At 70.8% G+C, this 24,095-nt stretch carries 24 protein-coding genes; 22 read left to right on the top strand and 2 right to left on the bottom strand.

Annotated elements, in window-relative coordinates:
• Nucleotides 1–238 precede the first annotated feature (238 nt).
• From AB0M70_RS28420 to ftsH, 5 genes are all read left to right on the top strand, one after another.
• Nucleotides 239–1,606: an ammonium transporter gene (locus AB0M70_RS28420; RefSeq protein ID WP_365824080.1), complete on the top strand. Its 1,368-nt coding sequence runs from the start codon at nucleotides 239–241 to the stop codon at nucleotides 1,604–1,606.
• Nucleotides 1,603–1,941, top strand: coding sequence for a P-II family nitrogen regulator (locus tag AB0M70_RS28425; protein ID WP_249587501.1), 339 nt, complete (start codon nucleotides 1,603–1,605; stop codon nucleotides 1,939–1,941). The genes AB0M70_RS28420 and AB0M70_RS28425 overlap by 4 nt, the downstream gene beginning before the upstream one ends.
• A gap of 70 nt (nucleotides 1,942–2,011) precedes the next feature.
• The gene (locus AB0M70_RS28430; protein ID WP_365824082.1) at nucleotides 2,012–4,465 is read left to right on the top strand and encodes a [protein-PII] uridylyltransferase; all 2,454 of its coding nucleotides are present in this window, start codon (nucleotides 2,012–2,014) and stop codon (nucleotides 4,463–4,465) included.
• 302 nt (nucleotides 4,466–4,767) lie between these two features.
• The gene (ffh, locus tag AB0M70_RS28435; RefSeq protein WP_365824084.1) at nucleotides 4,768–6,321 is read left to right on the top strand and encodes a signal recognition particle protein; all 1,554 of its coding nucleotides are present in this window, start codon (nucleotides 4,768–4,770) and stop codon (nucleotides 6,319–6,321) included.
• A gap of 107 nt (nucleotides 6,322–6,428) precedes the next feature.
• Nucleotides 6,429–8,369, top strand: coding sequence for an ATP-dependent zinc metalloprotease FtsH (gene ftsH, locus AB0M70_RS28440; RefSeq protein WP_365824086.1), 1,941 nt, complete (start codon nucleotides 6,429–6,431; stop codon nucleotides 8,367–8,369).
• On the opposite strand, the gene AB0M70_RS28445 is transcribed toward ftsH, so the two are convergent.
• Nucleotides 8,366–8,989 (bottom strand): maleylpyruvate isomerase family mycothiol-dependent enzyme, encoded by a 624-nt coding sequence (locus AB0M70_RS28445; protein WP_365824087.1) that lies wholly within the window; start codon nucleotides 8,987–8,989, stop codon nucleotides 8,366–8,368. The genes ftsH and AB0M70_RS28445 overlap by 4 nt on opposite strands.
• 70 nt (nucleotides 8,990–9,059) lie before the next feature.
• Between AB0M70_RS28445 and AB0M70_RS28450 the strand changes: the two genes are divergently transcribed.
• Complete coding sequence (locus AB0M70_RS28450; RefSeq protein ID WP_365824088.1) at nucleotides 9,060–9,977, top strand: LysR substrate-binding domain-containing protein; 918 nt, start codon at nucleotides 9,060–9,062, stop codon at nucleotides 9,975–9,977.
• 3 nt (nucleotides 9,978–9,980) lie between these two features.
• Here AB0M70_RS28450 and AB0M70_RS28455 read toward each other — a convergent pair whose 3' ends face one another.
• Entirely contained in the window at nucleotides 9,981–10,850 is an 870-nt protein-coding gene (locus AB0M70_RS28455) for an SAM-dependent methyltransferase (protein ID WP_365824090.1), read from the bottom strand.
• A gap of 251 nt (nucleotides 10,851–11,101) precedes the next feature.
• On the opposite strand from AB0M70_RS28455, the gene proS reads away from it, so the two are divergent.
• The 16 genes from proS (at nucleotide 11,102) to dprA (ending at nucleotide 24,063) form a co-directional block, all read left to right on the top strand.
• Nucleotides 11,102–12,550, top strand: a complete 1,449-nt coding sequence (gene proS / locus AB0M70_RS28460) for a proline--tRNA ligase (RefSeq protein WP_365824092.1) — start codon at nucleotides 11,102–11,104, stop codon at nucleotides 12,548–12,550.
• Between the two features lie 260 nt (nucleotides 12,551–12,810).
• The gene (locus AB0M70_RS28465) at nucleotides 12,811–13,407 is read left to right on the top strand and encodes a hypothetical protein (RefSeq protein ID WP_351165389.1); all 597 of its coding nucleotides are present in this window, start codon (nucleotides 12,811–12,813) and stop codon (nucleotides 13,405–13,407) included.
• A gap of 207 nt (nucleotides 13,408–13,614) precedes the next feature.
• Nucleotides 13,615–14,052: a 30S ribosomal protein S16 gene (gene rpsP / locus AB0M70_RS28470; protein WP_365824094.1), complete on the top strand. Its 438-nt coding sequence runs from the start codon at nucleotides 13,615–13,617 to the stop codon at nucleotides 14,050–14,052.
• Nucleotides 14,053–14,054: 2 nt separating this feature from the next.
• The gene (locus AB0M70_RS28475) at nucleotides 14,055–14,294 is read left to right on the top strand and encodes an RNA-binding protein (RefSeq protein WP_030361979.1); all 240 of its coding nucleotides are present in this window, start codon (nucleotides 14,055–14,057) and stop codon (nucleotides 14,292–14,294) included.
• Between the two features lie 90 nt (nucleotides 14,295–14,384).
• Complete coding sequence (gene rimM / locus AB0M70_RS28480; protein WP_365824097.1) at nucleotides 14,385–14,978, top strand: ribosome maturation factor RimM; 594 nt, start codon at nucleotides 14,385–14,387, stop codon at nucleotides 14,976–14,978.
• On the top strand, nucleotides 14,978–15,799 hold the full coding sequence (gene trmD / locus AB0M70_RS28485) for a tRNA (guanosine(37)-N1)-methyltransferase TrmD (protein WP_365824099.1): 822 nt from the start codon (nucleotides 14,978–14,980) through the stop codon (nucleotides 15,797–15,799). Before rimM ends, trmD begins: the two co-directional genes overlap by 1 nt.
• Before the next feature lie 132 nt (nucleotides 15,800–15,931).
• Nucleotides 15,932–16,282 carry a 50S ribosomal protein L19 gene (gene rplS, locus AB0M70_RS28490; RefSeq protein WP_160507458.1) on the top strand — a complete coding sequence of 117 codons (351 nt, stop codon included), beginning with the start codon at nucleotides 15,932–15,934 and terminating at the stop codon, nucleotides 16,280–16,282.
• A gap of 45 nt (nucleotides 16,283–16,327) precedes the next feature.
• Entirely contained in the window at nucleotides 16,328–17,047 is a 720-nt protein-coding gene (lepB, locus tag AB0M70_RS28495) for a signal peptidase I (RefSeq protein ID WP_365824101.1), read from the top strand.
• Nucleotides 17,040–18,119 carry a signal peptidase I gene (lepB, locus tag AB0M70_RS28500; protein ID WP_365824103.1) on the top strand — a complete coding sequence of 360 codons (1,080 nt, stop codon included), beginning with the start codon at nucleotides 17,040–17,042 and terminating at the stop codon, nucleotides 18,117–18,119. Before lepB (AB0M70_RS28495) ends, lepB (AB0M70_RS28500) begins: the two co-directional genes overlap by 8 nt.
• Entirely contained in the window at nucleotides 18,010–18,975 is a 966-nt protein-coding gene (lepB, locus tag AB0M70_RS28505) for a signal peptidase I (RefSeq protein ID WP_365824105.1), read from the top strand. Before lepB (AB0M70_RS28500) ends, lepB (AB0M70_RS28505) begins: the two co-directional genes overlap by 110 nt.
• Nucleotides 18,976–19,055: 80 nt before the next feature.
• Complete coding sequence (gene lepB / locus AB0M70_RS28510) at nucleotides 19,056–19,829, top strand: signal peptidase I (protein WP_365824107.1); 774 nt, start codon at nucleotides 19,056–19,058, stop codon at nucleotides 19,827–19,829.
• Nucleotides 19,819–20,355: an NUDIX hydrolase gene (locus tag AB0M70_RS28515; protein ID WP_365824109.1), complete on the top strand. Its 537-nt coding sequence runs from the start codon at nucleotides 19,819–19,821 to the stop codon at nucleotides 20,353–20,355. Before lepB (AB0M70_RS28510) ends, AB0M70_RS28515 begins: the two co-directional genes overlap by 11 nt.
• 55 nt (nucleotides 20,356–20,410) lie before the next feature.
• Nucleotides 20,411–20,719, top strand: a complete 309-nt coding sequence (locus AB0M70_RS28520) for a DUF2469 domain-containing protein (protein WP_003965949.1) — start codon at nucleotides 20,411–20,413, stop codon at nucleotides 20,717–20,719.
• A gap of 184 nt (nucleotides 20,720–20,903) precedes the next feature.
• Nucleotides 20,904–21,281 carry a YraN family protein gene (locus tag AB0M70_RS28525; protein ID WP_363212539.1) on the top strand — a complete coding sequence of 126 codons (378 nt, stop codon included), beginning with the start codon at nucleotides 20,904–20,906 and terminating at the stop codon, nucleotides 21,279–21,281.
• Nucleotides 21,281–22,900: a YifB family Mg chelatase-like AAA ATPase gene (locus AB0M70_RS28530; RefSeq protein ID WP_365824111.1), complete on the top strand. Its 1,620-nt coding sequence runs from the start codon at nucleotides 21,281–21,283 to the stop codon at nucleotides 22,898–22,900. The genes AB0M70_RS28525 and AB0M70_RS28530 overlap by 1 nt, the downstream gene beginning before the upstream one ends.
• On the top strand, nucleotides 22,897–24,063 hold the full coding sequence (gene dprA, locus AB0M70_RS28535) for a DNA-processing protein DprA (RefSeq protein ID WP_365824113.1): 1,167 nt from the start codon (nucleotides 22,897–22,899) through the stop codon (nucleotides 24,061–24,063). Before AB0M70_RS28530 ends, dprA begins: the two co-directional genes overlap by 4 nt.
• Nucleotides 24,064–24,095: the final 32 nt, after the last annotated feature.

The raw sequence follows: 24,095 nt of genomic DNA on the forward strand, positions 1-24,095 counted from the left end.
TAACGGCCCACCCCCTCTAGGGCCTGTCGTCACACTCCCGTCTGCCGCGCGACGCCATGCACGCACTCTCGCCGCACCGGGCGCAGACCCAAGTACGTCCAGTACGAGGGTCTACGCCCGGCACGCCGAGAGCACGCACCTGACGCCGCGCGGCCCGCCCTTCGGGCGGACGACGGGAGTGTGACGACAGGCCCTAGCCCCGCCCGCACGCGCCGCATACGACGACGAGGAGACGCCGATGCCCCCAGGCATCACGATCGCCGCAGACGCCCCGCAGCTGTCTGCCGCCAACACAGGGTTCATGCTCATCTGTTCCGCCCTGGTGATGCTCATGACGCCGGGACTCGCCTTCTTCTACGGAGGCATGGTCCGCGTCAAGAGCACACTGAACATGCTGATGATGAGCTTCATCAGTCTGGGGATCGTCACCATCCTCTGGGTGCTGTACGGCTTCTCCATCGCGTTCGGCACCGACCACGGCAGCCTCGTCGGCTGGTCGTCCGACTATGTCGGCCTCAGCGGCATAGGGCTCACCGAGCTGTGGGACGGCTACACCATCCCGGTCTACGTCTTCGCGGTCTTCCAGCTGATGTTCGCGATCATCACGCCCGCGCTGATCAGCGGTGCGCTCGCCGACCGCGTGAAGTTCACCGCCTGGGCGCTGTTCGTCGCGCTCTGGGCCACGGTCGTCTACTTCCCGGTCGCGCACTGGGTGTGGGGCACGGGCGGCTGGGCCTTCGAGCTCGGCGTCATCGACTTCGCGGGCGGTACGGCCGTGCACATCAACGCCGGTGCCGCCGCGCTCGGCGTGATCCTGGTCATCGGCAAGCGCGTCGGCTTCAAGAAGGACCCGATGCGGCCGCACAGCCTGCCGCTCGTCATGCTCGGCGCCGCCCTCCTCTGGTTCGGCTGGTTCGGCTTCAACGCCGGATCGTGGCTGGGCAACGACGACGGCGTCGGCGCGATGATGTTCCTGAACACGCAGGTCGCCACCGCCGCGGCCATGCTGGCCTGGCTCGCCTACGAGAAGATCCGGCACGGCGCGTTCACCACCCTCGGTGCCGCCTCGGGCGCCGTCGCCGGACTCGTCGCGATCACCCCGTCCGGCGGCTCCTGCTCGCCGCTCGGCGCGATCGCCATCGGTGCCATCGCCGGTCTGCTCTGCGCCATGGCCGTCGGCCTGAAGTTCAAGTTCGGCTACGACGACTCCCTGGACGTCGTCGGCGTCCACCTCGTCGGCGGTGTCGTGGGCTCGCTGCTCGTCGGCTTCTTCGCCACCGGCGGTGTCCAGTCCGACGCCAAGGGCCTCTTCTACGGCGGCGGGCTCGAACAGCTGGGCAAGCAGGCCGCCGGTGTCGGCGCCGTCCTCGCGTACTCCATGATCGCCTCCGCGATCCTCGCCTTCCTGGTCGACAAGACCATCGGGATGCGGGTCAGCGAGGACGAGGAGGTCTCGGGCATCGACCAGGTGCAGCACGCCGAGACCGCGTACGACTTCAGTGGCGCGGGCGGCGGCACGGCGCCCCGTACCGCAGCTGTGCCGGGCCCGCCGGCCCAGGAAACCGGCAAGGGTGCGACCGAGAAGAACAAGAGGGTTGACGCATGAAGCTCATCACCGCGGTCGTCAAGCCGCACCGGCTCGACGAGATCAAGGAGGCCCTCCAGGCCTTCGGCGTCCAGGGCCTGACCGTGACCGAGGCCAGCGGCTACGGCCGCCAGCGCGGCCACACCGAGGTCTACCGTGGCGCGGAGTACACCGTCGACCTCGTGCCGAAGATCCGGATCGAGGTCCTGGTCGAGGACGACGACGCCGAACAACTCGTGGATGTCGTGGTCAAGGCCGCCCGGACCGGCAAGATCGGGGACGGCAAGGTCTGGAGCGTCCCGGTCGAGACGGCCGTCCGGGTACGGACCGGCGAGCGCGGACCGGACGCGCTCTGAGCCCGCGCGGGTCAAGGGTGCCGGAGCGGAACTGAGCGCAACTGAGCGGAACTGGAACAGGAGCTGCTGGGTGACGAGTGTGGACGTACGTACTGAATCGGACTCGGAAGACTCCGGACCCAGCGGCTATGCGGCGGCCCGGCTGCGCCTCCTTCAAGGGGAGGCGCGGTCCGGGCCGCCGCGCCGTTCGGCCCTCGCCGACCTCACGGACGACTGGCTGACCGGCCTCTTCACGGCCGCGGGTGCGCCACGGGGGGCCGCACTGGTGGCCGTGGGGGGATACGGCAGGGGAGAGCTCTCGCCGCGCAGCGACCTCGACCTGCTGTTGCTGCACGACGGCAGCGCGGACGCCGGGGAGGTGGCGGCCCTCGCGGACCGCATCTGGTACCCCATCTGGGATCTCGGGCTCGCGCTCGACCACTCCGTGCGTACGCCCGCGGAGGCGCGCAGGACCGCGGGCGAGGACCTCAAGGTGCAGCTGGGGCTGCTCGACGCGCGGCATGTCGTGGGGGATCTCGGACTGACCGCCGGGCTGCGCACGGCGGTGCTCGCCGACTGGCGCAACCTCGCGCCGAAGCGGCTGCCCGAGCTGCGCGAGCTGTGCGAGGAACGGGCCGAGCGGCAGGGGGAGTTGAGCTACCTCCTGGAGCCGGACCTGAAGGAGGCCCGGGGCGGCCTGCGGGACGCGACCGCCCTGCGGGCCGTCGCCGCCTCCTGGCTGGCGGACGCGCCTCGCGAGGGGCTCTCCGACGCCCGGCGGCGACTCCTCGACGTGCGGGACGCGCTGCATCTGACCACCGGGCGGGCCACCGACCGGCTCGCGCTGCAGGAACAGGATCAAGTCGCCGCCGAACTCGGCCTGTTGGACGCCGACACCTTGCTGCGACAGGTGTATGAGTCCGCGCGCACCGTCTCGTACGCGAGCGACGTGACGTGGCGTGAGGTGGGCAGGGTGCTGCGGTCCCGGTCCGTGCGGCCTCGGCTGCGGGCGATGCTGGGCGGCGGCAAGGGGGCGGTCGCCGAGCGTTCGCCGCTGGCCGAGGGGGTCGTGGAGCAGGACGGGGAGGTCGTCCTCGCGCGGGCGGCCCGGCCCGAGCGGGACCCCGTGCTGCCGCTGCGGGCCGCCGCGGCAGCGGCCCAGGCGGGGCTGCCCCTGTCGCTGCACGCGGTGCGCAGGATGGCCGCCGCGGTGCGGCCGCTGCCCACGCCGTGGCCGGCCGAGGCCAGGGAGCAGCTGGTGACGCTCCTCGGAGCCGGGCGGCCCACGGTCGAGGTGTGGGAGGCGCTGGAGGCCGAGGGGCTCGTCACCCGGCTCCTTCCGGACTGGGAGCGGGTGCGATGCAGGCCCCAGCGCAACGCCGTGCACACCTGGACGGTCGACCGGCATCTGGTGGAGACGGCGGTGCAGGCCTCGGAGCTGACCCGGCGGGTGGGGCGGCCCGACCTGTTGCTGGTGGCCGGACTGCTGCACGACATCGGAAAGGGCTGGCCCGGGGACCACTCCGAGGCCGGGGAGATCATCGCCCGCGACGTCGCCGCCCGGATCGGCTTCGACCGGGCCGACGTGGCGGTCCTCGCGACCCTCGTGCGACACCACCTGCTGCTGATCGAGACGGCCACGCGGCGCGACCTCGACGACCCGGCCACGGTACGGGCGGTCGCGGACGCGGTGGGTTCGACCGGGACGCTGGAACTGCTGCACGCGCTCACCGAGGCGGACGCGCTGGCCACCGGCCCTGCCGCCTGGTCCGCCTGGCGGGGTTCGCTCGTCGCCGACCTGGTGAAGCGGGTCGGCGCGGTGCTGTCCGGGGAGGAGCCGGAGAAAGCGGAGGACTTCACTCCCACCGCGGAGCAGGAGCGCCTCGCGGTGGAGGCGTTCCGTACGGGCGGGCCGGTGCTCGCGCTGCGGGCGCAGACGGAGGCGGTCACTGCCGAGGAGCCGACCGGGGACCCGGAGCCGCTGGGCGTGGAGCTGGTCATCGCGGTGCCGGACCAGCCGGGCGTGCTGTCCGCCGTCGCGGGGGTGCTCGCCATGCACCGGCTCACGGTGCGGACCGCGGAGCTGCGCGGGGTGAGGCTGCCGTCCGGTCTCGAGGACTCGGTGCTGCTGCTCGACTGGCGGGTCGCCGCGGAGTACGGCTCCCTGCCGCAGGCCGCGCGGCTGCGGGCGGACCTGGTGCGGGCCCTGGACGGCTCGCTGGACATCGCGGCACGGCTTGCGGAACGGGACGCGGCGTACCCACGGCGGCGGGGCACGGTCGCGCCGCCGCCCCGGGTGACCGTGGCTTCGGCGGGCTCCCGCCTCGCGACGGTCATCGAGGTGCGGGCCCAGGACGCACCGGGCCTGCTGCACCGCATCGGCCGGGCGCTGGAGTCGGCGGGCGTGGAGGTACGCAGCGCCCACGTGTCGACGCTGGGCGCGAACGCGGTGGACGCGTTCTACGTGACGGGGTCGGGTGCGCCTTTGCCGGGGGACAGGGCTGCGGGGGTGGCTCGGGCTGTGGAGGAGGCGTTGCGGGGGTAGCGCCCTAGGTCGGTGCGGGGCGGTGCGGTTCTGGTCCGTGGGTGGGCGGGAAATGCTTGTTCGTCCGGGGTCGGATGCGGGGTGAACGGGCGGGTAGGAGGGAGAGGCCCGTTCGGCGGGCCCGATGCCGGGCGGCGAGGGGAGGGGGCCACCCGCCCCCCCGGGGTGCACAAGCTCTGCCCAGACGCTGCGCGCCCAGGCGCCCGGTGGTGCAGATACCCTGGAGGGCGACCCATCCGCCCTCCCCCATACTCAGCTCCGCGCGAGCGGGGGCCCCTTCGACCCGAGGATTCGCGACCGCCGTGTTCGACACTCTCTCCGACCGCCTCGCAGCGACATTCAAGAACCTCCGGGGCAAGGGCCGCCTGTCCGAGGCGGACATCGACGCCACGGCGCGCGAGATCCGCATCGCCCTGCTCGAGGCGGACGTCGCCCTCCCCGTCGTCCGGGCCTTCATCAAGCAGATCAAGGAGCGCGCCACCGGGGCCGAGGTCTCGCAGGCCCTGAACCCCGCCCAGCAGGTCATCAAGATCGTCAACGAGGAGCTCGTAGGCATCCTCGGCGGCGAGACGCGACGCCTGCGGTTCGCCAAGAACCCGCCGAGCGTCATCATGCTCGCCGGTCTGCAGGGTGCCGGTAAGACGACCCTCGCCGGAAAGCTCGGCCTCTGGCTGAAGGGGCAGGGCCACTCGCCGCTCCTGGTGGCGTGCGACCTGCAGCGTCCCAACGCCGTGAACCAGCTCTCCGTCGTCGCCGAGCGCGCGGGGGTCGGCGTCTACGCCCCCCAGCCGGGCAACGGCGTGGGTGACCCGGTCCAGGTCGCCAAGGACTCGATCGAGTTCGCCAAGACCAAGCAGTACGACGTCGTCATCGTCGACACCGCCGGCCGCCTCGGCATCGACCAGGAGCTGATGCAGCAGGCCGCGGACATCCGCGACGCCGTCAGCCCGGACGAGGTCCTCTTCGTCGTCGACGCCATGATCGGTCAGGACGCCGTCAACACGGCGGAGTCCTTCCGCGACGGCGTGGGCTTCGACGGCGTCGTCCTGTCGAAGCTCGACGGTGACGCCCGTGGTGGCGCCGCCCTGTCGATCGCGCAGGTCACAGGCCGCCAGATCATGTTCGCCTCGAACGGCGAGAAGCTGGACGACTTCGACGCGTTCCACCCGGACCGCATGGCGTCCCGCATCCTCGGCATGGGCGACATGCTCACGCTGATCGAGAAGGCCGAGCAGACCTTCTCCCAGCAAGAGGCCGAGAAGATGGCCTCCAAGCTGGCGAGCAGCAAGGGCAAGGACTTCACGCTCGACGACTTCCTGGCCCAGATGGAGCAGGTCCGCAAGATGGGCAGCATCAGCAAGCTGCTCGGGATGATGCCCGGAATGGGGCAGATCAAGGACCAGATCAACAACCTGGACGAGCGGGACGTCGACCGCACCGCCGCCATCATCAAGTCGATGACGCCGGCCGAGCGCCACGAGCCGACCCTCATCAACGGCTCCCGCCGCGCCCGTATCGCCAAGGGTTCCGGCGTCGAGGTCAGCGCCGTCAAGAATCTGGTCGAGCGCTTCTTCGAGGCCCGCAAGATGATGTCGCGCATGGCCCAGGGCGGCGGAATGCCGGGCATGCCCGGTATGCCCGGCATGGGTGGCGGCGCCGGCAAGCAGAAGAAGAAGCAGAAGCAGGCCAAGGGCAAGCGGAAGTCGGGCAACCCGATGAAGCGCAAGCAGGAGGAGCTGGAGGCCGCAGCCCGCCGCGAGCAGGCGGCCCAGGAAGGCGGCGCCTTCAACCTCCCCGCGGGGCAGCAGGGGCAGAACTTCGAGCTGCCGGACGAGTTCAAGAAGTTCATGGGCTGACCTCGCCCGATCTCGTACGCCGCCTGGGGCGCCCCTCTGCCGAGAGGGGCGCCCCAGGCGTTTTCGGAGCGGATGCCCGGCCCCGGTTTGTGTCGTAGCGTCCGGATATGAGCAACCCTGTGCCGCCGCGCCAGGCGCCCGACCAGCCATGGCGCTCCGAGGGCGCACCCCCGCCCGCGCCCACACCACCGCCGAAGAAGAAGATGCCGGGCGGGTGGGGCGGGCTCATCCTCACCGCGCTCATCGTCTATCTCATCGCCAACCTCGTCCTCTCGTTCTTCAACGACGGCGACGAGCCGACGATCTCGTACACGGAGTTCAGCAAGCAGGTCGACTCCGGGAACGTCACGAAGATCTACTCCAAGGGCGACGCGATCCAGGGGCAGCTCAAGAAGGAGCAGGAGAAGCCCGGTGACGCGAAGGGGAACTACACCAAGTTCATCACCCAGCGGCCCGCCTTCGCCGACGACAAGCTCTGGGACGACCTGACCAAGCACGACGTCACCGTCACCGCCGAGCCCGTCGTCCAGGAGCGCAGCTTCCTCTCCAACCTACTCATCTCGCTCGCCCCGATGCTGCTCCTGGTCTTCCTGTGGATCTTCATCGCCCGGCGGATGAGCTCGGGCATGGGTGGCGGCGCGGGCGGCATGCTCGGCCGCAAGGCCCCGCCCAAGCCGGTGGAGCTCGAACCGGGCGACAAGCGCACCACCTTCGAGGACGTGGCGGGCATCGACGAGGTCGAGGGCGAGCTCAGTGATGTCGTCGACTTCCTGAAGAACCCCGCCGCCTACCGCGAGATGGGCGCCAAGATGCCGCGGGGCGTGCTGCTGGCCGGCCTGCCCGGCACCGGCAAGACGCTGCTCGCGCGGGCCGTCGCGGGCGAGGCCGGGGTGCCCTTCTTCTCGGCGTCCGCGTCGGAATTCATCGAGATGATCGTGGGCGTCGGCGCCTCGCGCGTACGTGAACTCTTCGCCGAGGCCAGGAAAGTCGCGCCGTCCATCATCTTCATCGACGAGATCGACACCATCGGGCGGGCGCGTGGTGGCGGCAGCGGGATGGGCGGCCATGACGAACGTGAGCAGACGCTGAACCAGATCCTCACCGAGATGGATGGTTTCTCCGGCTCCGAAGGTGTCATCGTCCTGGCGGCCACCAACCGCGCCGACATCCTCGACCCCGCCCTGACCCGCCCCGGACGCTTCGACCGGGTCGTCACCGTCAGCCCGCCCGACCGGAGCGGACGCGAGGCCATCCTCAAGATCCACACCCGTGAGATCCCGATGGCGGACGGCATCGACCTCGCCCAGGTCGCCCGTACGACACCGGGGATGACCGGCGCCGAACTCGCCAACCTCGCCAACGAAGCCGCTCTGCTCGCCGTCAAGCGGGGGCAGAAGGAAGTGACCCAGGCCGACCTCTCCGAGGCCCTGGAGAAGGTCCAGCTCGGCGCCGAGCGGCCGCTGGTCATGCCCGAGGAGGAGCGGCGGCGCACGGCGTACCACGAGAGCGGACACGCCCTCCTCGGCATGCTGCAGCCCGGCGCCGACCCGGTCCGCAAGATCACCATCGTGCCCCGGGGCCGCGCGCTCGGCGTCACGCTGTCGACGCCGGACGCCGACAAGTACGCGTACACGGAGGAGTATCTGCGCGGCCGCATCGTCGGCGCCCTGGGAGGCATGGCGGCCGAACAAGTCGTCTTCGGGGTCATCACGACAGGCGCCGAGAACGACCTCGAACAGGTCACCAACATCGCCCGCGGCATGGTCGGCCGCTGGGGCATGAGCGAGCGCGTCGGCAGGCTCTCGGCGCTGCCGAGCGACGCCCAGCAGGCCTACGGCCTCTCGGCCGCCCCCGTCACTCTCGACACGATCGACCATGAGATGCGCCGGATCGTCGACGAGTGTTACGAGAGCGCCTGCCGCCAACTGAGGGACCACCGGGGGCAACTGGACGACCTGGCGGCCGCGCTCCTGGAGAACGAGACACTGGAGGAGGAGGCGGCCTACCGGGTCGCCGGGATCACACGCCTCACCAAGAACGTCGACTAGACGGGTCCGGTGACGAATCGGGCGTGCGGCTCCCCTCGCAGGAGACCTCGGGGAAGCTTCCTGCCGTACAGGACCAGGAGGAGGTCCTGCGCGGCGCCGGTCAGCGGCGCCCCGGTGCCGTAGCTCCAGTCGAGGTCGTCGGCGCACAGCCGTACGCCACCGACGTCCGCCCCGAAGAACTTGGTGCTCCTGGGCGTGACCTTCTCAAGAAGGACGCGTATGCGGTCCAGGGGAACCCTGCGATCGAGCCCCAGGGCCACCGAGATGTCCAGACCGTGCACCACGTCGTGGCCGAGCGCTCCCTCGATCCCGGCGAAGGGCGGCTGCCAAGGGTGGTCCGCGTTCTCCCGGAGGAAGGCGGCGAGGCGGTCGGTCGAGTGGGCGGCGGCGTCCGCGCGGGCGCACCGGTCCGTCATCCGGTGCAGGCTCCCGCGTGCCTTGACCAGTTCGGCCAGCGTCCTCGGGAGCGAGTATCGGAAGCCCAGCGACATGTGGGCCGCCACTTCACGGACCCGCCACCCGGCGCACAGCGTCGGCGCGTCCCACTGCGCGGGCGACAAGTCGTCGAGCAGGGCGGCGAGATCACGGCGTTCAGCGGCGACAGCGGTTCTGATGTCCACTGCTCCAGGGTGTCGACGACCTCGCCATAAGTCCAAGAGCTGGATCTTCTCGCCGCTAGCATGCCCAGTTATGGAACTGCGCCAGCTCCAGTACTTCGTCGCCGTCGCGGAGGAAGCCAACTTCACCCGCGCCGCCGCCCGCCTGCACTTGGCCCAGCCAGGCGTGAGCGCCCAGGTCCGGCAGCTGGAGAAGGAGCTCGGCCAGCAACTCCTCGACCGCTCGGGGCGGTCGGTGACCCTGACGGAGGTGGGGGAGGCCGTCCTGCCGTTCGCGCGGGCCGCGCTCGCCGCGGTCGAGGGCGTGCGGCACACCGCGGACGAGTTCACCGGACTGCTGCGGGGGCAGGTGACGGTGGGACTCGTGTCAGGGGCCGCCACGCATGAGTTCGACGTGGTCTCCGTCCTCGCCGACTTCCATGACGCCCACCCCGAGGTGGAGATCGCCCTCACCGAGGACGCGTCCGACCGCATGCTGGCCGCGCTGCGCCGCGGCGAACTGGACATCGCCCTGCTCGGCCTCGCGGACGGGGCACCCCCGCCGGGTGTCTCCGCGCAGTTCGTGATCGACGAACCACTGGTGGCCGTCGTGCTCCCCGGCGACCCCCTGCTGACCTCCGAGAGCCGTACGAGTGTGCCGCTGGCCGAGCTCCGTGACCGCCCGCTGATCAGCCTGCCGCGCGGCACCGGCGTGCGCGGTGTTCTCGACCGCGCCTGCGCGCAGGCCGGCGTCCGGCCCCGCATCGCCTTCGAGGCCGCGGTCCCGCAGGTCCTCGTACAACTCGTCGTACGCGGCCTGGGGGTGGCCGTCCTTCCGGCCCTGGAACCCCGTACGGCAGCCGCCTACGGACTGCGGACGCTGGAGGTCACGGACCCCCGGCTCCGTGGCCGGATCGCGCTGACCTGGCGCACGGACGGCCCCGCGAGCCCGGCGGCCAGGGTGCTGCTCGATCGGCTCCGGACGGCGCTGGGTGAACCTGAGGGGAGCTAGCCGCTACCGCGTACGCGCGATCAAGTATCGGAACACGTTCGGCATCCACACGGTTCCGTCCCGCCGTTTGTGCGGGTGCAGGGCCTCCGTCAGTTCCTTGTCGACCTGTACCTGGTCGGTCGCGCCCACTGCCGCGTCGAACAGTCCCGTGGAGAGAAGGCCGCGGACCGCGCTCTCGGTGTCCGCGTACCCGAAGGGGCAGGCGACGCGTCCCGAGCCGTCCGGTTTGAGGCCCGCACGCTGGGCGACCTCCTCCAGGTCGTCACGGAGCGCGGGGCGCCAACTTCCCGTACTACGGAGCGGGTCGGCGAGCTTGGTCGCCACCTTCAGTACAGAAGAGGTCGTGCAGCGCTCCGGCGGACCCCAGCCGGCGAGCACCACGGGGGTGCCGCGCCCGGTCAGCGGGACGGTGGACTCCAGGAGGCCGGAAAGGCCCTCGGAGTCGCCCGCCACACAGCCGATCGGCTGGAACGCGGTCACCAGGTTGAAGAGGGGGACATCCGGCCCCGAGACGTCGGCGGGGCCTCCCTCGACGAGCCGGGTGCCGCCGTGACCCCGGGTGTCCGTGTCCGAGGCCGTCTCCGGCAGCAGGCGTTCGCGCGCCAGGGCGAGCCGTTCGGGTGCCGCGGTGTCGACGCCGGTGACCGAGGCGCCCCGGGATTCCGCCATCAGGAGGGCGAGCCCGGAACCGCAGCCGAGTCCGAGAAGCCGCGTCCCGCCGCCCACGTCGAGTCGTTCGTACACCGCCTCGTAGAGCGGGACCAGCATCCGTTCCTGGATTTCCGCCCAGTCACGCGCGCGTGCGCACCGGTCCACGCCGCGCGGGGTCGTGCCCGCGCGGGGGAGGTGCGGCTGCGCGAGTGTAGGTGACATCGAAAGCGCCCCAATCCGCCGAGAGTTGCTGGAGTGTCGTATTCAAACGGTTCGTCCGCCCCCGTGCAGTGCGCTCGCACTCCCCCCGTATGCCAGAGAACTCCGCATCCGTCGCGGCGTCCAGAGGTTGTGGGGCAATGCTTGCGTGCCACCGTCGTGCGCCCCCTGACGAAGCCCCGGGGGAGGCCCCGGGAGAAACCCCGGAAGAATTCAATTCACGCGCTCCGGAGGCCCGCCGTACCATGCGCGCCATGGCCAAGGCACCCGTACTCACGCCCCGGGCGGAAGACTTTCCGCGCTGGTACCAGGACCTGATCAACAAGGCCGAGCTGGCCGACAACGGCCCGGTGCGGGGCACCATGGTGATCCGGCCGTACGGCTACGGCCTGTGGGAGCGCATGCAGCAGGACATGGACGCCCGCATCAAGGAGACGGGTACCCAGAACGCGTACTTCCCTCTCCTCATCCCCCAGTCGTACCTGACCAGGGAGGCCGAGCACGTCGAGGGCTTCGCCCCCGAGCTGGCCGTCGTCACGCACGGCGGGGGCAAGGAGCTCGAGGAGCCGGTCGTCGTCCGCCCGACCTCCGAGACGATCGTCAACGAGTACTTCGCCAAGTGGGTGCAGAGCTACCGCGACCTGCCGCTTTTGATCAACCAGTGGGCCAACGTGGTCCGTTGGGAGCTGCGGCCCCGGCTCTTCCTGCGCACGTCGGAGTTCCTCTGGCAGGAGGGCCACACGGCCCACGCGACGTACGAGGAAGCACGCGACTTCGCGGCCCGCATCCACCGCGACGTCTACGGAGCCTTCATGCGGGACGTCCTCGCGATGGACTTCGTGCTGGGCCGCAAGACCGCGAAGGAGCGCTTCGCGGGCGCCGTCAACACCCTCACGCTCGAAGGCATGATGGGCGACGGCAAGGCCCTCCAGCTGGGCACCAGCCACGAGCTCGGCCAGAACTTCGCCAGGGCCTTCCACACCCGATACCTCTCCAAGGAGGGCAAGCAGGAGCTGGTCTGGCAGACCTCCTGGGGCAGTACGACAAGAATGATCGGCGCCCTGGTGATGATGCACGGCGACGACAGCGGCCTGCGGGTCCCGCCGCGTCTCGCGCCGGTCCAGGCCGTCGTCCTCGCCGTCAAGGGAGACGACGCGGTGCTCGCCGAGGTCCGCGAGATCGGCGAGCGCCTCAAGGCCGCCGGCGTGCGCGTCCAGGTCGACGACCGCACGGACATCCCCTTCGGGCGCCGAGCCGTCGACTGGGAGCTCAAGGGAGTGCCGGTGCGCGTCGAGGTCGGCCCGCGCGACCTGGAGAACGGCACCGCGATGGTGGCACGCCGGATCGCGAGCGAGCACAGCGAGCACGGCGGGCGCGGCAGGGGCGGCAAGGAACCGGTCGCGATCGACTCCCTGGCGACGCTGCTGCCCACCCTCCTCGAAGAAGGCCAGCAAATGCTCCTGGACCAGGCCCGCGAACGGCGGGAGTCCCGCACCTCGGACGTCACCACGGTGCGGGAGGCCGTGGAGGCCACGGCCGCCGGCGGCTGGGCACGCATCCCCTGGGCCACGCTCGGCCCGGAGGGCGAGGCGAAGCTCGCGGAGCACTCCGTGTCCGTACGGTGTCTGGTCACGGAGGACGGGGCGGTGCCGGACGCCGATGAGACCCCGGGTAACGTCGCCGTGGTGGCCCGCGCCTACTGACGCGGCCGCCTCCGGTATTGGAGCGCTCGTTCTCGGCTCGCAGCCTGCCGAGTCAACACACGTCCCGGTGTGCGCGCTTCTTCTACGCGCCGGGGCGTACGCGCCACTACGTACCGGCTTGCCATGAGCTGCGAGGCTTCTGGGCAGATCAGCGCACCCGCCCTCGTCCGGACGCATCAATGGCAACTGACGGGTACGTGCAAATTATTTGGGATGCCCCGGAATGGAACCCCCGGGCATCCCGGCTCGTTGTTCACGACGTGAGCACGACACCACCTGTTCTCGCCGCAGAGCTGGCACAGGCGTGGGCCGATATTCAGCGGCACCACCCCGAGCTGCCCGATCTAGCCGCGCCCGAATCCCTGATCGGAGAGTCGTCGTCCGCCTGCGGCGCCGAACTCTCCTTCGAGCGACTGCTCCACGAGGCAGTCCATGGCATCGCCGCGTCACGCGGCGTACGCGACACCTCACGCGCGGGCCGCTATCACAACCGCAGATTCCTCGCGATCGCCGAGGAACTGGGCCTCGACCACCCCGAGGAGCCGCATCCCAGCAGCGGCTTCTCGCTGGTCACGCTCAACCCCGAGGCGCGCAAGCGTTACCGCCCGACGATCGAGCGGCTCCAGCGCGCCCTCAAGGCGCACACCGCGGCGACCGCCGCCGACACGGCACGCAGCTTCCGGGGGCCGGCCGCCCGGCACGGCTCCTCCGGGGGCGGCGTCCGCGTCAAGGCGGTCTGCGACTGCGGACGCAACGTCCGCGTGGTCCCCTCGGTGCTCGCCCAGGCGCCCATCGTCTGCGGCGGCTGCGGCAAGCCCTTCCGTATCCCGGAAGTGGTCGGCGCCGCTGCGGGCTGACGGGCTGAGCTGGGGATGCGTCGCGAGGGCGTCCGAACCGGATTCGGACGCCCCGGCGGCGTATGGCACAATGGCTAGCTGTACTCGACAGCCGCATAGGAACCCTCTCGCCTCCGGCTGACGCGTCCATCGGGCACCCCGAGTACCGCAACCCCACGTGGCATCTCGTTGTGCCCAACCACGTCAAGACCAGGAGACACCACTCCAGTGGCAGTCAAGATCAAGCTGAAGCGTCTGGGCAAGATCCGTTCGCCTCACTACCGCATCGTCGTCGCCGACTCCCGTACCCGCCGTGATGGTCGGGCCATCGAGGAGATCGGTCTGTACCACCCGGTGCAGAACCCCTCGCGCATCGAGGTCGACTCGGAGCGCGCGCGTTACTGGCTCTCCGTCGGCGCTCAGCCGACCGAGCCGGTCATGGCGATCCTGAAGCTCACCGGTGACTGGCAGGCGCACAAGGGCCTTCCGGCCCCCGCGCCGCTGCTCGTCGCGGAGCCCAAGGACAAGCGCGCCGCGTTCGAGGCCTTCACCAAGGGCCTCGAGGGCGACGAGGCGAAGGGTGAGGCCATCACCCAGAAGGCCAAGAAGGCTGACAAGAAGGCGGACGAGGCCAAGGCCGAGTCCACCGAGTCGACCGAGGCCTGAGCATGCTCGAGGAGGCTCTCGAGCACCTCGTGAAGGGCATCGTCGACAACCCCGACGACGTGCAGGTCGCCTCGCGCAACCTGCGCCGGGGGCGTGTGCTCGAGGTCCGGGTCCACCCGGATGACCTCGGCAAGGTGATCGGCCGCAACGGCCGCACCGCGCGCGCTCTGCGGACCGTCGTGGGCGCCATCGGCGGCCGCGGTGTCCGCGTCGACCTCGTCGACGTGGACCAGGTTCACTGAACCAAAGGCAGCACCGGCACGGGCCGGGGAGGGCTTCTTGGCCTTCCTCGGCCCGTAGTCGTCTGTAGGCACACGTCAGGAGAGACAGCAGTGCAGCTGGTAGTCGCGCGGATCGGCCGCGCCCATGGCATCAAGGGTGAGGTCACCGTCGAGGTGCGCACCGACGAGCCGGAGCTGCGGCTCGGCCCCGGCGCCGTACTCGCCACCGACCCCGCCTCCACGGGGCCGCTGACCATCGAGACCGGCCGGGTGCACAGCGGCCGCCTCCTGCTGCGCTTCGAGGGCGTACGCGACCGCACGGGCGCCGAGGCGCTGCGCAACACGCTGCTCATCGCGGAGGTCGACCCGGAAGAGCTTCCCGAGGACGAGGACGAGTACTACGACCATCAGCTGATGGACCTCGACATCGTCACCAAGGACGGGCTCGAGGTCGGCCGCATCACGGAGATCTCGCACCTCCCCTCGCAGGACCTGTTCATCGTGGAGCGCCCCGACGGCAGCGAGGTAATGATCCCCTTCGTGGAGTCGATCGTCACCGAGATCGACCTGGAGGAGCAGCGGGCGATCATCGACCCGCCGCCCGGCCTGATCGACGACCGCGCGGTGATCGCCTCCGCCAGGGACGGCGAGGAGTCTTCGGACGGGGAGCCTTCGGACGAGAGGCCCTCGGGGGACGACGCCTGATGCGGCTCGACGTCGTCACGATCTTCCCCGAGTACCTGGAACCCCTGAACGTCTCCCTCGTCGGCAAGGCACGCGCGCGTGGACAGCTCGACGTGAACGTGCACGACCTCAGGGAGTGGACGTACGACCGCCACAACACGGTCGACGACACCCCCTACGGCGGCGGCCCCGGCATGGTCATGAAGACCGAGCCCTGGGGTGCGGCACTCGACGACGTACTCGCCGAGGGGTACGAGGCGGGGGCCCACGGGCCCGTCCTGGTCGTCCCCACGCCCAGCGGGCGCCCCTTCACCCAGGAACTCGCCGTCGAGCTCTCCGAGCGGCCCTGGCTGGTCTTCACGCCCGCGCGCTACGAAGGCATCGACCGCCGCGTCATGGACGAGTACGCGACCCGGATGCCGGTCTACGAAGTGTCGATCGGCGACTACGTCCTCGCGGGCGGCGAGGCGGCCGTCCTGGTGATCACCGAGGCCGTGGCCCGGCTCCTGCCCGGAGTCCTCGGCAACGCCGAGTCCCACCGCGACGACTCCTTCGCGCCCGGCGCCATGGCCAACCTCCTCGAGGGCCCCGTCTACACGAAGCCTCCCCAGTGGCGCGGCCACGGCATCCCGGACGTGCTCATCAGCGGCCACCACGGCAAGATCGCACGCTGGCGCAGGGACGAGGCGCTGCGGCGCACGGTCCGCAACAGGCCCGATCTGATCGAGCGCTGCGACCCTGCAGTCTTCGACAAGAAGGACCGCGAGATGCTCTCGATCCTGGGGTGGCGCCCGGGTCCCGACGGCCGATTTGGGCGAGACCCCCAGGCCGTGGAAGAATAAGCCGCTGCTGTACGTCCAGCGCGCGCCCCTGCCACAGGGGGAACGACGCCCGCCCGACGCGAACAGCTATCGAATCCTCATCACGAACTTCCCGCTGATGACCTGTGGCATCAGTGAAGAAAGCAGACGATCATGGCTAACCTGCTCGACTCCGTCGACAGCGCTTCGCTGCGCACCGACATCCCGGCCTTCCGCCCGGGTGACACCGTCAACGTCCACGTGCGCGTCATCGAGGGCAACCGCTCCCGTGTGCAGCAGTTCAAGGGCGTAGTCATCCGTCGCCAGGGTGCCGGCGTGCGCGAGACCTTCACGGTCCGCAAGGTCTCCTTCTCCGTCGGCGTGGAGCGCACCTTCCCGGTGCACACCCCGATCGTCGAGAAGATCGAGCTCGTCTCCCGTGGCGCCGTGCGCCGCGCGAAGCTGTACTACCTCCGTGAGCTGCGCGGCAAGGCCGCGAAGATCAAGGAGAAGCGCGACAACTGAGCTGACGCACGGGTCCACAGCGGGGCCGGATAGCATCTGGCCCCGATGGACACCGAAGCACAGCACACGGAGCGCGACCGCTCCTCCCCACCCACGGATTCCCCGAGCGCCGAGCGCGAGGGTGAGTCCGAGGGGACGGAGGACCGGTCGCGCTCCGCTTTTGTGTCGTTCGTGTCCTGGGTCCCCGGCGGCAGAGTCACTCTGACCCTGCTGTTCTGCATGGTGTCCCTGCTCCTCGTCAGCACCTTCGTGATGCAGCCCTTCCAGATCCCCAGCGGCTCCATGGAGCCCGCGTTCCGGGTCGGAGACCGGGTACTCGTCAACAAGTTGGCGTACCGTTTCGGTTCCGAGCCGCAGCGAGGTGACGCGGTCGTCTTCGACGGCAGCGGCTACTTCGGAGATGCCGACTACATCAAGCGGGTCGCAGGGGTAGGGGGAGACCGGGTGGTCTGCTGCGACAAGCGGGGGAGGATCAAGGTGAACGGCGAGCCCGTCGACGAGCCGTACCTGTACCCGGGGGACGCCCCCTCGAAGGCGCGCTTCGTCGCGGTCGTCCCCGAAGGCAGCCTGTTCCTCCTCGGTGACCACCGCAGCGACTCCAGTGACTCCCGCGACCGCCTGGGGCAGCCCGGCGGCGGCATGATCCCCGTCGACTCCGTGATCGGCAGGGCCGACTGGATCGCCTGGCCCATCGGACACTGGACCTCCCTGGAGCGTCCCGACAGCTACGCGCGCGTGCCGGCACCAGGCGGCGCGCATGGGTAACCGCGGGCGTACACGCGCCGCCAGTCACCGAGCCGACACCCGGCTGCCCACCGGCTCCCGGCCCACCACCGGTCCCGTACTGCCCGGCAGGGCCGAGCGGCGCAAGCTCGCGCGGAAGGTCAAGCGGCGCAGGCAGCGCTCGGCGATCAAGGAGATACCTCTCCTCATAGGCGTGGCGCTGCTCATAGCCCTGGTCTTGAAGACCTTCCTGGTGCAGGCCTTCGTGATCCCCTCGGGCTCGATGGAACAGACGATCAAGATCGGCGACCGCGTACTCGTCGACAAGCTCACCCCGTGGTTCGGAGCCAAGCCGGAGCGCGGCGACGTCGTCGTCTTCGAGGACCCGGGCAACTGGCTCAAGGACGAGCAGACCAAGAAGAAGGACGACCCCGTAGGCGTCAAGCAGGTCAAGGAAGGCCTCGCCTTCATCGGACTGCTTCCCTCCGACAACGAACGCGACCTGATCAAGCGCGTCGTTGGCGTCGGCGGCGACACCGTGAAGTGCTGTGACAAGAACAAGAAGCTCATGGTCAACGGAGTCCCCCTCACCGAGCCCTACATCAACCCGGGGGACGAGCCCTCGTCCTTCGAGTTCGAGGTGAAGGTCCCCGAGGGCCGGCTCTTCGTCATGGGCGACCACCGCTCCGACTCGGCCGACTCCCGCTTCCACCGCACCGAGAAGTTCAGCGGCACGGTCTCCGAGGACAGCGTGGTGGGCCGCGCGCTCGTCATCGCCTGGCCCTTCGACCACTGGCGCAAACTGGAGGAGCCCGAGACGTACGCGTCGGTGCCCGACGCGCGTGCGGGGTCGGACACCGCCCTTGGCCCGTCGCATAGGGTGGCCCCAGGCGATCGACACGGATTGACCGGACTCCCGACCCCTGCGGAACTCCCGCTCGTTATGGGAGTGGTGGGCCTGCATCGCATCAGGAGCGGGCAGCGGCACGGACTGAGGAGTGGATGTGGGGGATGTGGCGGTCGGCGCACGGTCCGGACACGGTGGGCCCGAAGAACAGCCGGGGCGTTCAGACGAGCCGGAGGCCGCGGCGGACGGCGTGAGCCCCGGGAGTGACACGGCGGGTGCCGGTCCTGCGCCCGGCGAGCCGGAAGGCAAGCAGACCAGGGAGGCGAAGAAGCCCCGCTCCTTCTGGAAGGAGCTTCCCCTCCTCATCGGCATCGCGCTGATCCTGGCCCTGGTGATCAAGACTTTCCTGGTGCAGGCGTTCTCGATTCCCTCGGACTCGATGCAGAACACGCTCCAGAAGGGCGACCGCGTCCTGGTCGACAAGCTGACCCCGTGGTTCGGCTCGGAGCCCGAGCGCGGCGAGGTCGTCGTCTTCAGGGACCCCGGCCACTGGCTGGACGGTGAGCCGACGCCCGATCCGAACGCGCTTCAGCGGGTCCTCGGCTGGGTCGGCCTGATGCCGTCCGCCGACGAGAAGGACCTGATCAAGCGGGTCATCGCGGTCGGCGGCGACACGGTGGAGTGCAAGGGCACGGGCCCGGTGAAGGTCAACGGCAAGGCGCTGAACGAGCCGTACGTCTTCGAGGGCAACACCCCGTGCACGGTCGACGACCAGGGCGGCCAGTTCAAGGTGACCGTCCCCGCGGGCAAGATCTGGGTCATGGGCGACCACCGGCAGAACTCGCTGGACTCCCGCTACCACCAGAACCAGCCCGGCGGCGGCGCCGTCCCCGTGGACAACGTCGTGGGCCGCGCCATCGTGATCGCCTGGCCGCCCACCCGCTGGGCGACGCTGCCCAAGCCGGACACCTTCGACCAGCAGGGCATCAACACCGCCATGAGCGCGGCGCCGGCGGCCCTCGGGCTCGCGGGTGCGGTGCCGGTCGTGCTCTGGCGCCGGCGCCGGCTGACGGTGGCTGCCGCGCAGGCCGCGAGGGTTTCTGGCGGAGGTACCGCCGGGTAGGGTGCCGTCCCAGATCGCCGATCTTCCGCGCTCCTGTTCGTAGGGGCGCGGGGTCGTCTCCGAAATGGGGGAGCACTGGGATGAGCAGGACACAACGTACGGACGAGGGCCACGGACGGCTCGGCAGCGTGCTGTCGGGACTGGCCGTGGCCCTTGGCTGTGTGCTCTTCCTGGGAGGCTTCGTCTGGGGCGCCGTCCTGTACCAGCCCTACACCGTTCCCACCGGGTCGATGACGCCGACGATCGGCGCGGGCGACCGGGTCCTTGCCGAGCGGATCGACGGCAGCGAGGTGCGCCGCGGGGACGTCGTCGTCTTCCGGCAGGCGAGCTGGGGCGACCTGCCGATGGTCAAGCGCGTGGTCGGCGTCGGCGGTGACCGCATCTCCTGCTGCACCGACGGCAAGCTGATGGTCAACGGCAAGCCCGTCGCAGAACCGTATCTTCCGAAGGGCACGGGAGCCGCGGCCACCGGAATCCCGGCCACCACGGTCCCCAAGGGCAACCTCTTCCTGCTCGGTGACGAGCGCAGCGGCTCCCTGGACTCCACCGTGCACCTGGAGGACTCCAACCGCGGCTCCGTGCCGCGCGGCGCGGTGGAGGGGCGGGTCGACGCGGTGGCCTGGCCGTCGGAGCGGCTCGGGACGCTGGAGCGTCCCGAGGGCTTCGCGGACATGCCGGGCGGAATCTCCGAGCCAGGGCCCGTCGGGCTCATGGTGTGGGCGGTGGTGGCCGGCGCCGTCCTCGTCCTGGGCGGCGCGGCGTACGGCCCGGTGGCCAAGCGGCTTCGGCGCGGGCGCGGGCGCGAGCGTCCGCGGAGCCGCGACCGGTCGGGAGAGAGCGCCCATGTCGGCTGAGGAGCCGCAGCCGCCGCACCAGTCCCGGCCGCGTCTGGAGCCGGAAGCGCTGCGCAAGGTCGCACGGGTGGTGCTCCTGGACCCGCAGGACCGCATCCTCCTGTTGCACGGCCATGAGCCGGAGGACACGTCGGACGACTGGTGGTTCACGCCGGGCGGCGGTCTGGAAGGCGAGGAGACGCATGAACAGGCCGCGCTGCGTGAACTGATGGAAGAGACGGGCATCACCGAGGTCGAGCTCGGCCCCGCCCTGTGGCAGCGGTTCTGCTCCTTCCCCTTCGCCGGACGGCGCTGGGACCAGGACGAGCGGTACTTCCTGGCGCGTACGTCGCAGACGTACACGCGGGCCGCGGGGCTGACGGAGCTGGAACGGCGGAGTGTCGCGGGAGCGCGATGGTGGACGTGCCAGGAACTGACCGAGGCACATGAGACGGTGTATCCGACCAGGCTCGCCGAGTTGCTTCGCAGGCTGCTCGACGAGGGTCCCCCGAGCCGGCCCGAGACCCTCGACACGGAAATCGTGTAGAGGCTCCAGGGGCTGACGCACAATAGGGGGACGCAAGGCTGAAGGGGAACATGCCATGAGCGCCGAGGACCTCGAGAAGTACGAGACCGAGATGGAGCTGAAGCTCTACCGGGAGTACCGCGATGTCGTCGGTCTGTTCAAATATGTGATCGAGACCGAACGGCGCTTCTACCTCACCAACGACTACGAGATGCAGGTGCACTCGGTCCAGGGTGAGGTTTTCTTCGAGGTGTCCATGGCGGACGCCTGGGTGTGGGACATGTACAGGCCCGCCCGGTTCGTGAAGCAGGTGCGCGTCCTCACGTTCAAGGACGTAAACATCGAGGAGCTCAACAAGAGCGACCTCGAGCTGCCGGGCGGCTGAGTTCACAGCTCGGTTCACCACCACGGCTCGGTTCACCACCACGGCTCGGTTCACCACCACGGCTCGGTTCGCCACGCGGTTCACCGTCACGGGTGAGCGAGTTTTCCACAACGCGTGAGTCGTCCACCAAGATCCACAGCGCTTCGGGCTGAGCCCCAGTGTGGGTGTCGGAGGTGGTTCCGACATGAACGCACGTGGGGCACTCGGGCGGTACGGCGAAGATCTGGCCGCGCGGCGGCTGGGCGAAGCCGGGATGACGGTTCTGGAGCGCAACTGGCGCGGCGGCAGGACCGGCGAGATCGACATCGTGGCCATGGACGGCGAAGCGCTGGTCGTCTGTGAGGTCAAGACACGCAGGGCCGCCCTGGTCGGCTCGGGGATCTATCAGCACCCGATGGCCGCCGTGGGCCAGGCCAAGGCGGAGCGGCTGCGGCGTCTCGCCGAGCGCTGGATCGACGAACGTGGCGGCCCACCGCCGGGCGGAGTGCGGATCGATCTCGTCGGCGTCCTGATCCCACGCCGCGGGGCACCGGTCGTGGAGCACGCGCGGGGGGTGGCCTGATGGGATTCGCGCGTACGTGTTCCGTGGCTCTGGTGGGCGTCGAGGGCGTGGTCGTCGAGGTGCAGGCCGACCTGGAGCCGGGCGTCGCGGCGTTCACGCTGGTCGGACTCCCGGACAAGAGCCTGACGGAGAGCAAGGACCGGGTCAGGGCCGCGGTGGTCAACTCCGGAGCGGAGTGGCCCCAGAAGAAGCTCACGGTGGGCCTCAGCCCGGCGTCGGTGCCCAAGGGCGGCAGCGGCTTCGATCTCGCGATCGCCTGCGCGGTGCTCGGCGCGGCGGAGCGCATCGATCCGCGGACCCTCACCGACATCGTGATGATCGGCGAGCTGGGGCTCGACGGGCGGGTGCGGCCGGTCAGGGGAGTGCTGCCCGCGGTCCTCGCGGCGGCCGACGCGGGCTATGAGCAGGTCGTCGTCCCGGAGTGCACGGCGGCGGAAGCCGCGCTGGTGCCGGGGATCTCGATCCTCGGGGTGCGCAGCCTGCGGCAGCTGATCGCCGTGCTGACCGACGAGCCGGTGCCCCAGGAGGAGCCCGACGAGCCCGGGCGTCCGGACCCGATGCTCGCGGGGCTCTGCGTGCCCGGGACCGGTGTGGGCACAGGGCTCAGCGGCGGTCTGGACGACGCCCTCGCCCTCGACCTCGCCGATGTCGTCGGCCAGACCTCGGCCAGGACCGCCGTGGAGGTGGCGGCGACGGGCGGACACCACCTCTTTCTGCAGGGACCGCCGGGCGCGGGAAAGACGATGCTCGCGGAGCGGCTGCCGGCGATCCTGCCCCGGCTGACCCGGGAGGAGTCCCTGGAGGTGACGGCCGTCCACTCCGTGGCGGGCATGCTGCCACCGGGCAAGCCCTTGGTGGACACCGCGCCGTACTGCGCGCCGCACCACTCCGCGACGATGCAGTCGCTGGTGGGCGGCGGCAAGGGAATCGCGCGACCGGGGGCGGTGTCGTTGGCTCACCGCGGGGTGCTTTTCCTCGACGAGGCGCCGGAGTTCAGCGGCCAGACCCTGGACTCCTTGCGCCAGCCCCTGGAATCGGGGCACGTGGTGATCGCTCGCAGCGCGGGAGTGGTGCGCCTGCCCGCGAAGTTCCTGATGGTGCTCGCCGCCAACCCCTGTCCCTGCGGCCGGCACACCCTGCTGGGTGACGGCTGCGAGTGCCCGGCGTCCGTCATCCGCCGCTATCAGGCGCGGCTGTCGGGACCGCTGCTCGACCGGGTCGACCTGAAGGTCGAGGTGGAGCCCGTCACGCGCTCCGAGCTGGCCGGGCACGGCACTCCGGGGGACTCCACGCAGACGGTCGCCGACCGGGTGCGCGCCGCCCGGGAGCGGGCCGCGGCCAGGCTGACCGGCACCGGCTGGCGCACGAACAGCGAGGTCCCGGGACACGCGCTGCGCACGCGATGGCCCGCGGAGCCGGGCGCTTTGGACGCCGCCGAACTCGACCTGGAGCGTGGCTTCCTGACCGCCCGGGGGCTCGACCGCGTCCTGCGGGTCGCCTGGACTGTCGCCGACCTCGCTGGACGGGGCCGGCCCGGGGTGCAGGACGTCGCCCTGGCACTGCAGTTGCGTACGGGGATCTCGCGGGGAGTGCCGATGGCGATCGGGGCGGTGACATGACCTCGGACCAGGGCGGCGCCCCGGAGGAGGAGCGGCTGGCGAGGGCCGCCCTGACCCGGATTCTGGAACCGGGGGACGCGGTGGGCGGACGGTGGTTGCGCGAGACCGGGGCCGCGGAAGTGGTGCGGCGGCTGGTCGAGGGGGAGGAGCGGTTGGCCGGGGTGACTCCGGTGCGGTGGGAAGGGCTGCGGGCGCGGGCCGCGAAGGCACGGCCTGGGTGGGACCTGGCGGTGGCACGGGACGCGGGGGTGCGCTTCGTGTGTCCGGGGGAGTCGGAGTGGCCCGCCCAGCTGGACGACCTCGGGGACGCTCGGCCCGTGGGGCTCTGGGTGCGGGGGCAGCCCAGCCTGCGGATATGGGCGCTGCGGTCGGTGGCCGTGGTCGGCGCGCGGGCCTGCACGGAGTACGGGGCGCACATGGCGGCCGGTCTCGCCGCGGGTCTTGCCGAGCGGGGGTGGGTGGTCGTGTCGGGGGGCGCCTACGGGGTGGACGGTGCCGCGCACCGGGGAGCGCTGGGGGCCGGTGGGGCCACGGTCGCGGTGCTCGCCTGCGGGGTCGATCAGGCCTATCCGCGCGGTCACGCCGAGTTGCTGAGGAGGATCGCGGAACAGGGGCTGCTGGTGGGGGAGTTGCCGCCCGGGGACCATCCCACGCCGAGCCGGTTCATCCTGCGGAACCGTGTGATCGCCGCTCTCACCCGGGGGAGTGTCGTCGTCGAGGCCGCTTACCGCAGTGGTGCGCTCGCCACGGCGCGCAGTGCCCAGGAGCTCGGACGGTTCGCGATGGGGGTGCCGGGCCCCGCGACGAGCGGCCTCTCGGCGGGGGTGCACGAACTGCTGCGGCGGGACGGAGTCCTGGTGACCGACGCGGCGGACGTCGTCGAGCTGGTGGGCGACATGGGCGAGCTGGCCCCGGAGCGGCGCGGACCCGTCGTGCCGCGCGATCTGCTCGCCCCGGATGCCGCGCGCGTCCTGGCGGCGGTGCCCGGCCGGGGGAGTGCGTCGCCCCGGGAGATCGCACTCGGGGCGGGCACGGTGGTGGACCTGGCGATCGGTCGGTTGTACGAGTTGCGCTCTCTCGGGTTCGTCGAACGACACGGCGAGGGCTGGCAGTTGACACGCCAGGCGATTGTGTCGGTCTCGCCGGAGGGAGGCGGTTCGTGACCGACCGTGTTCGGCCGTCTGGATGAACCCCC

Source organism: Streptomyces sp. NPDC051214 (assembly GCF_040682375.1).
In the GTDB taxonomy this organism is placed as follows: Bacteria; Actinomycetota; Actinomycetes; order Streptomycetales; family Streptomycetaceae; genus Streptomyces.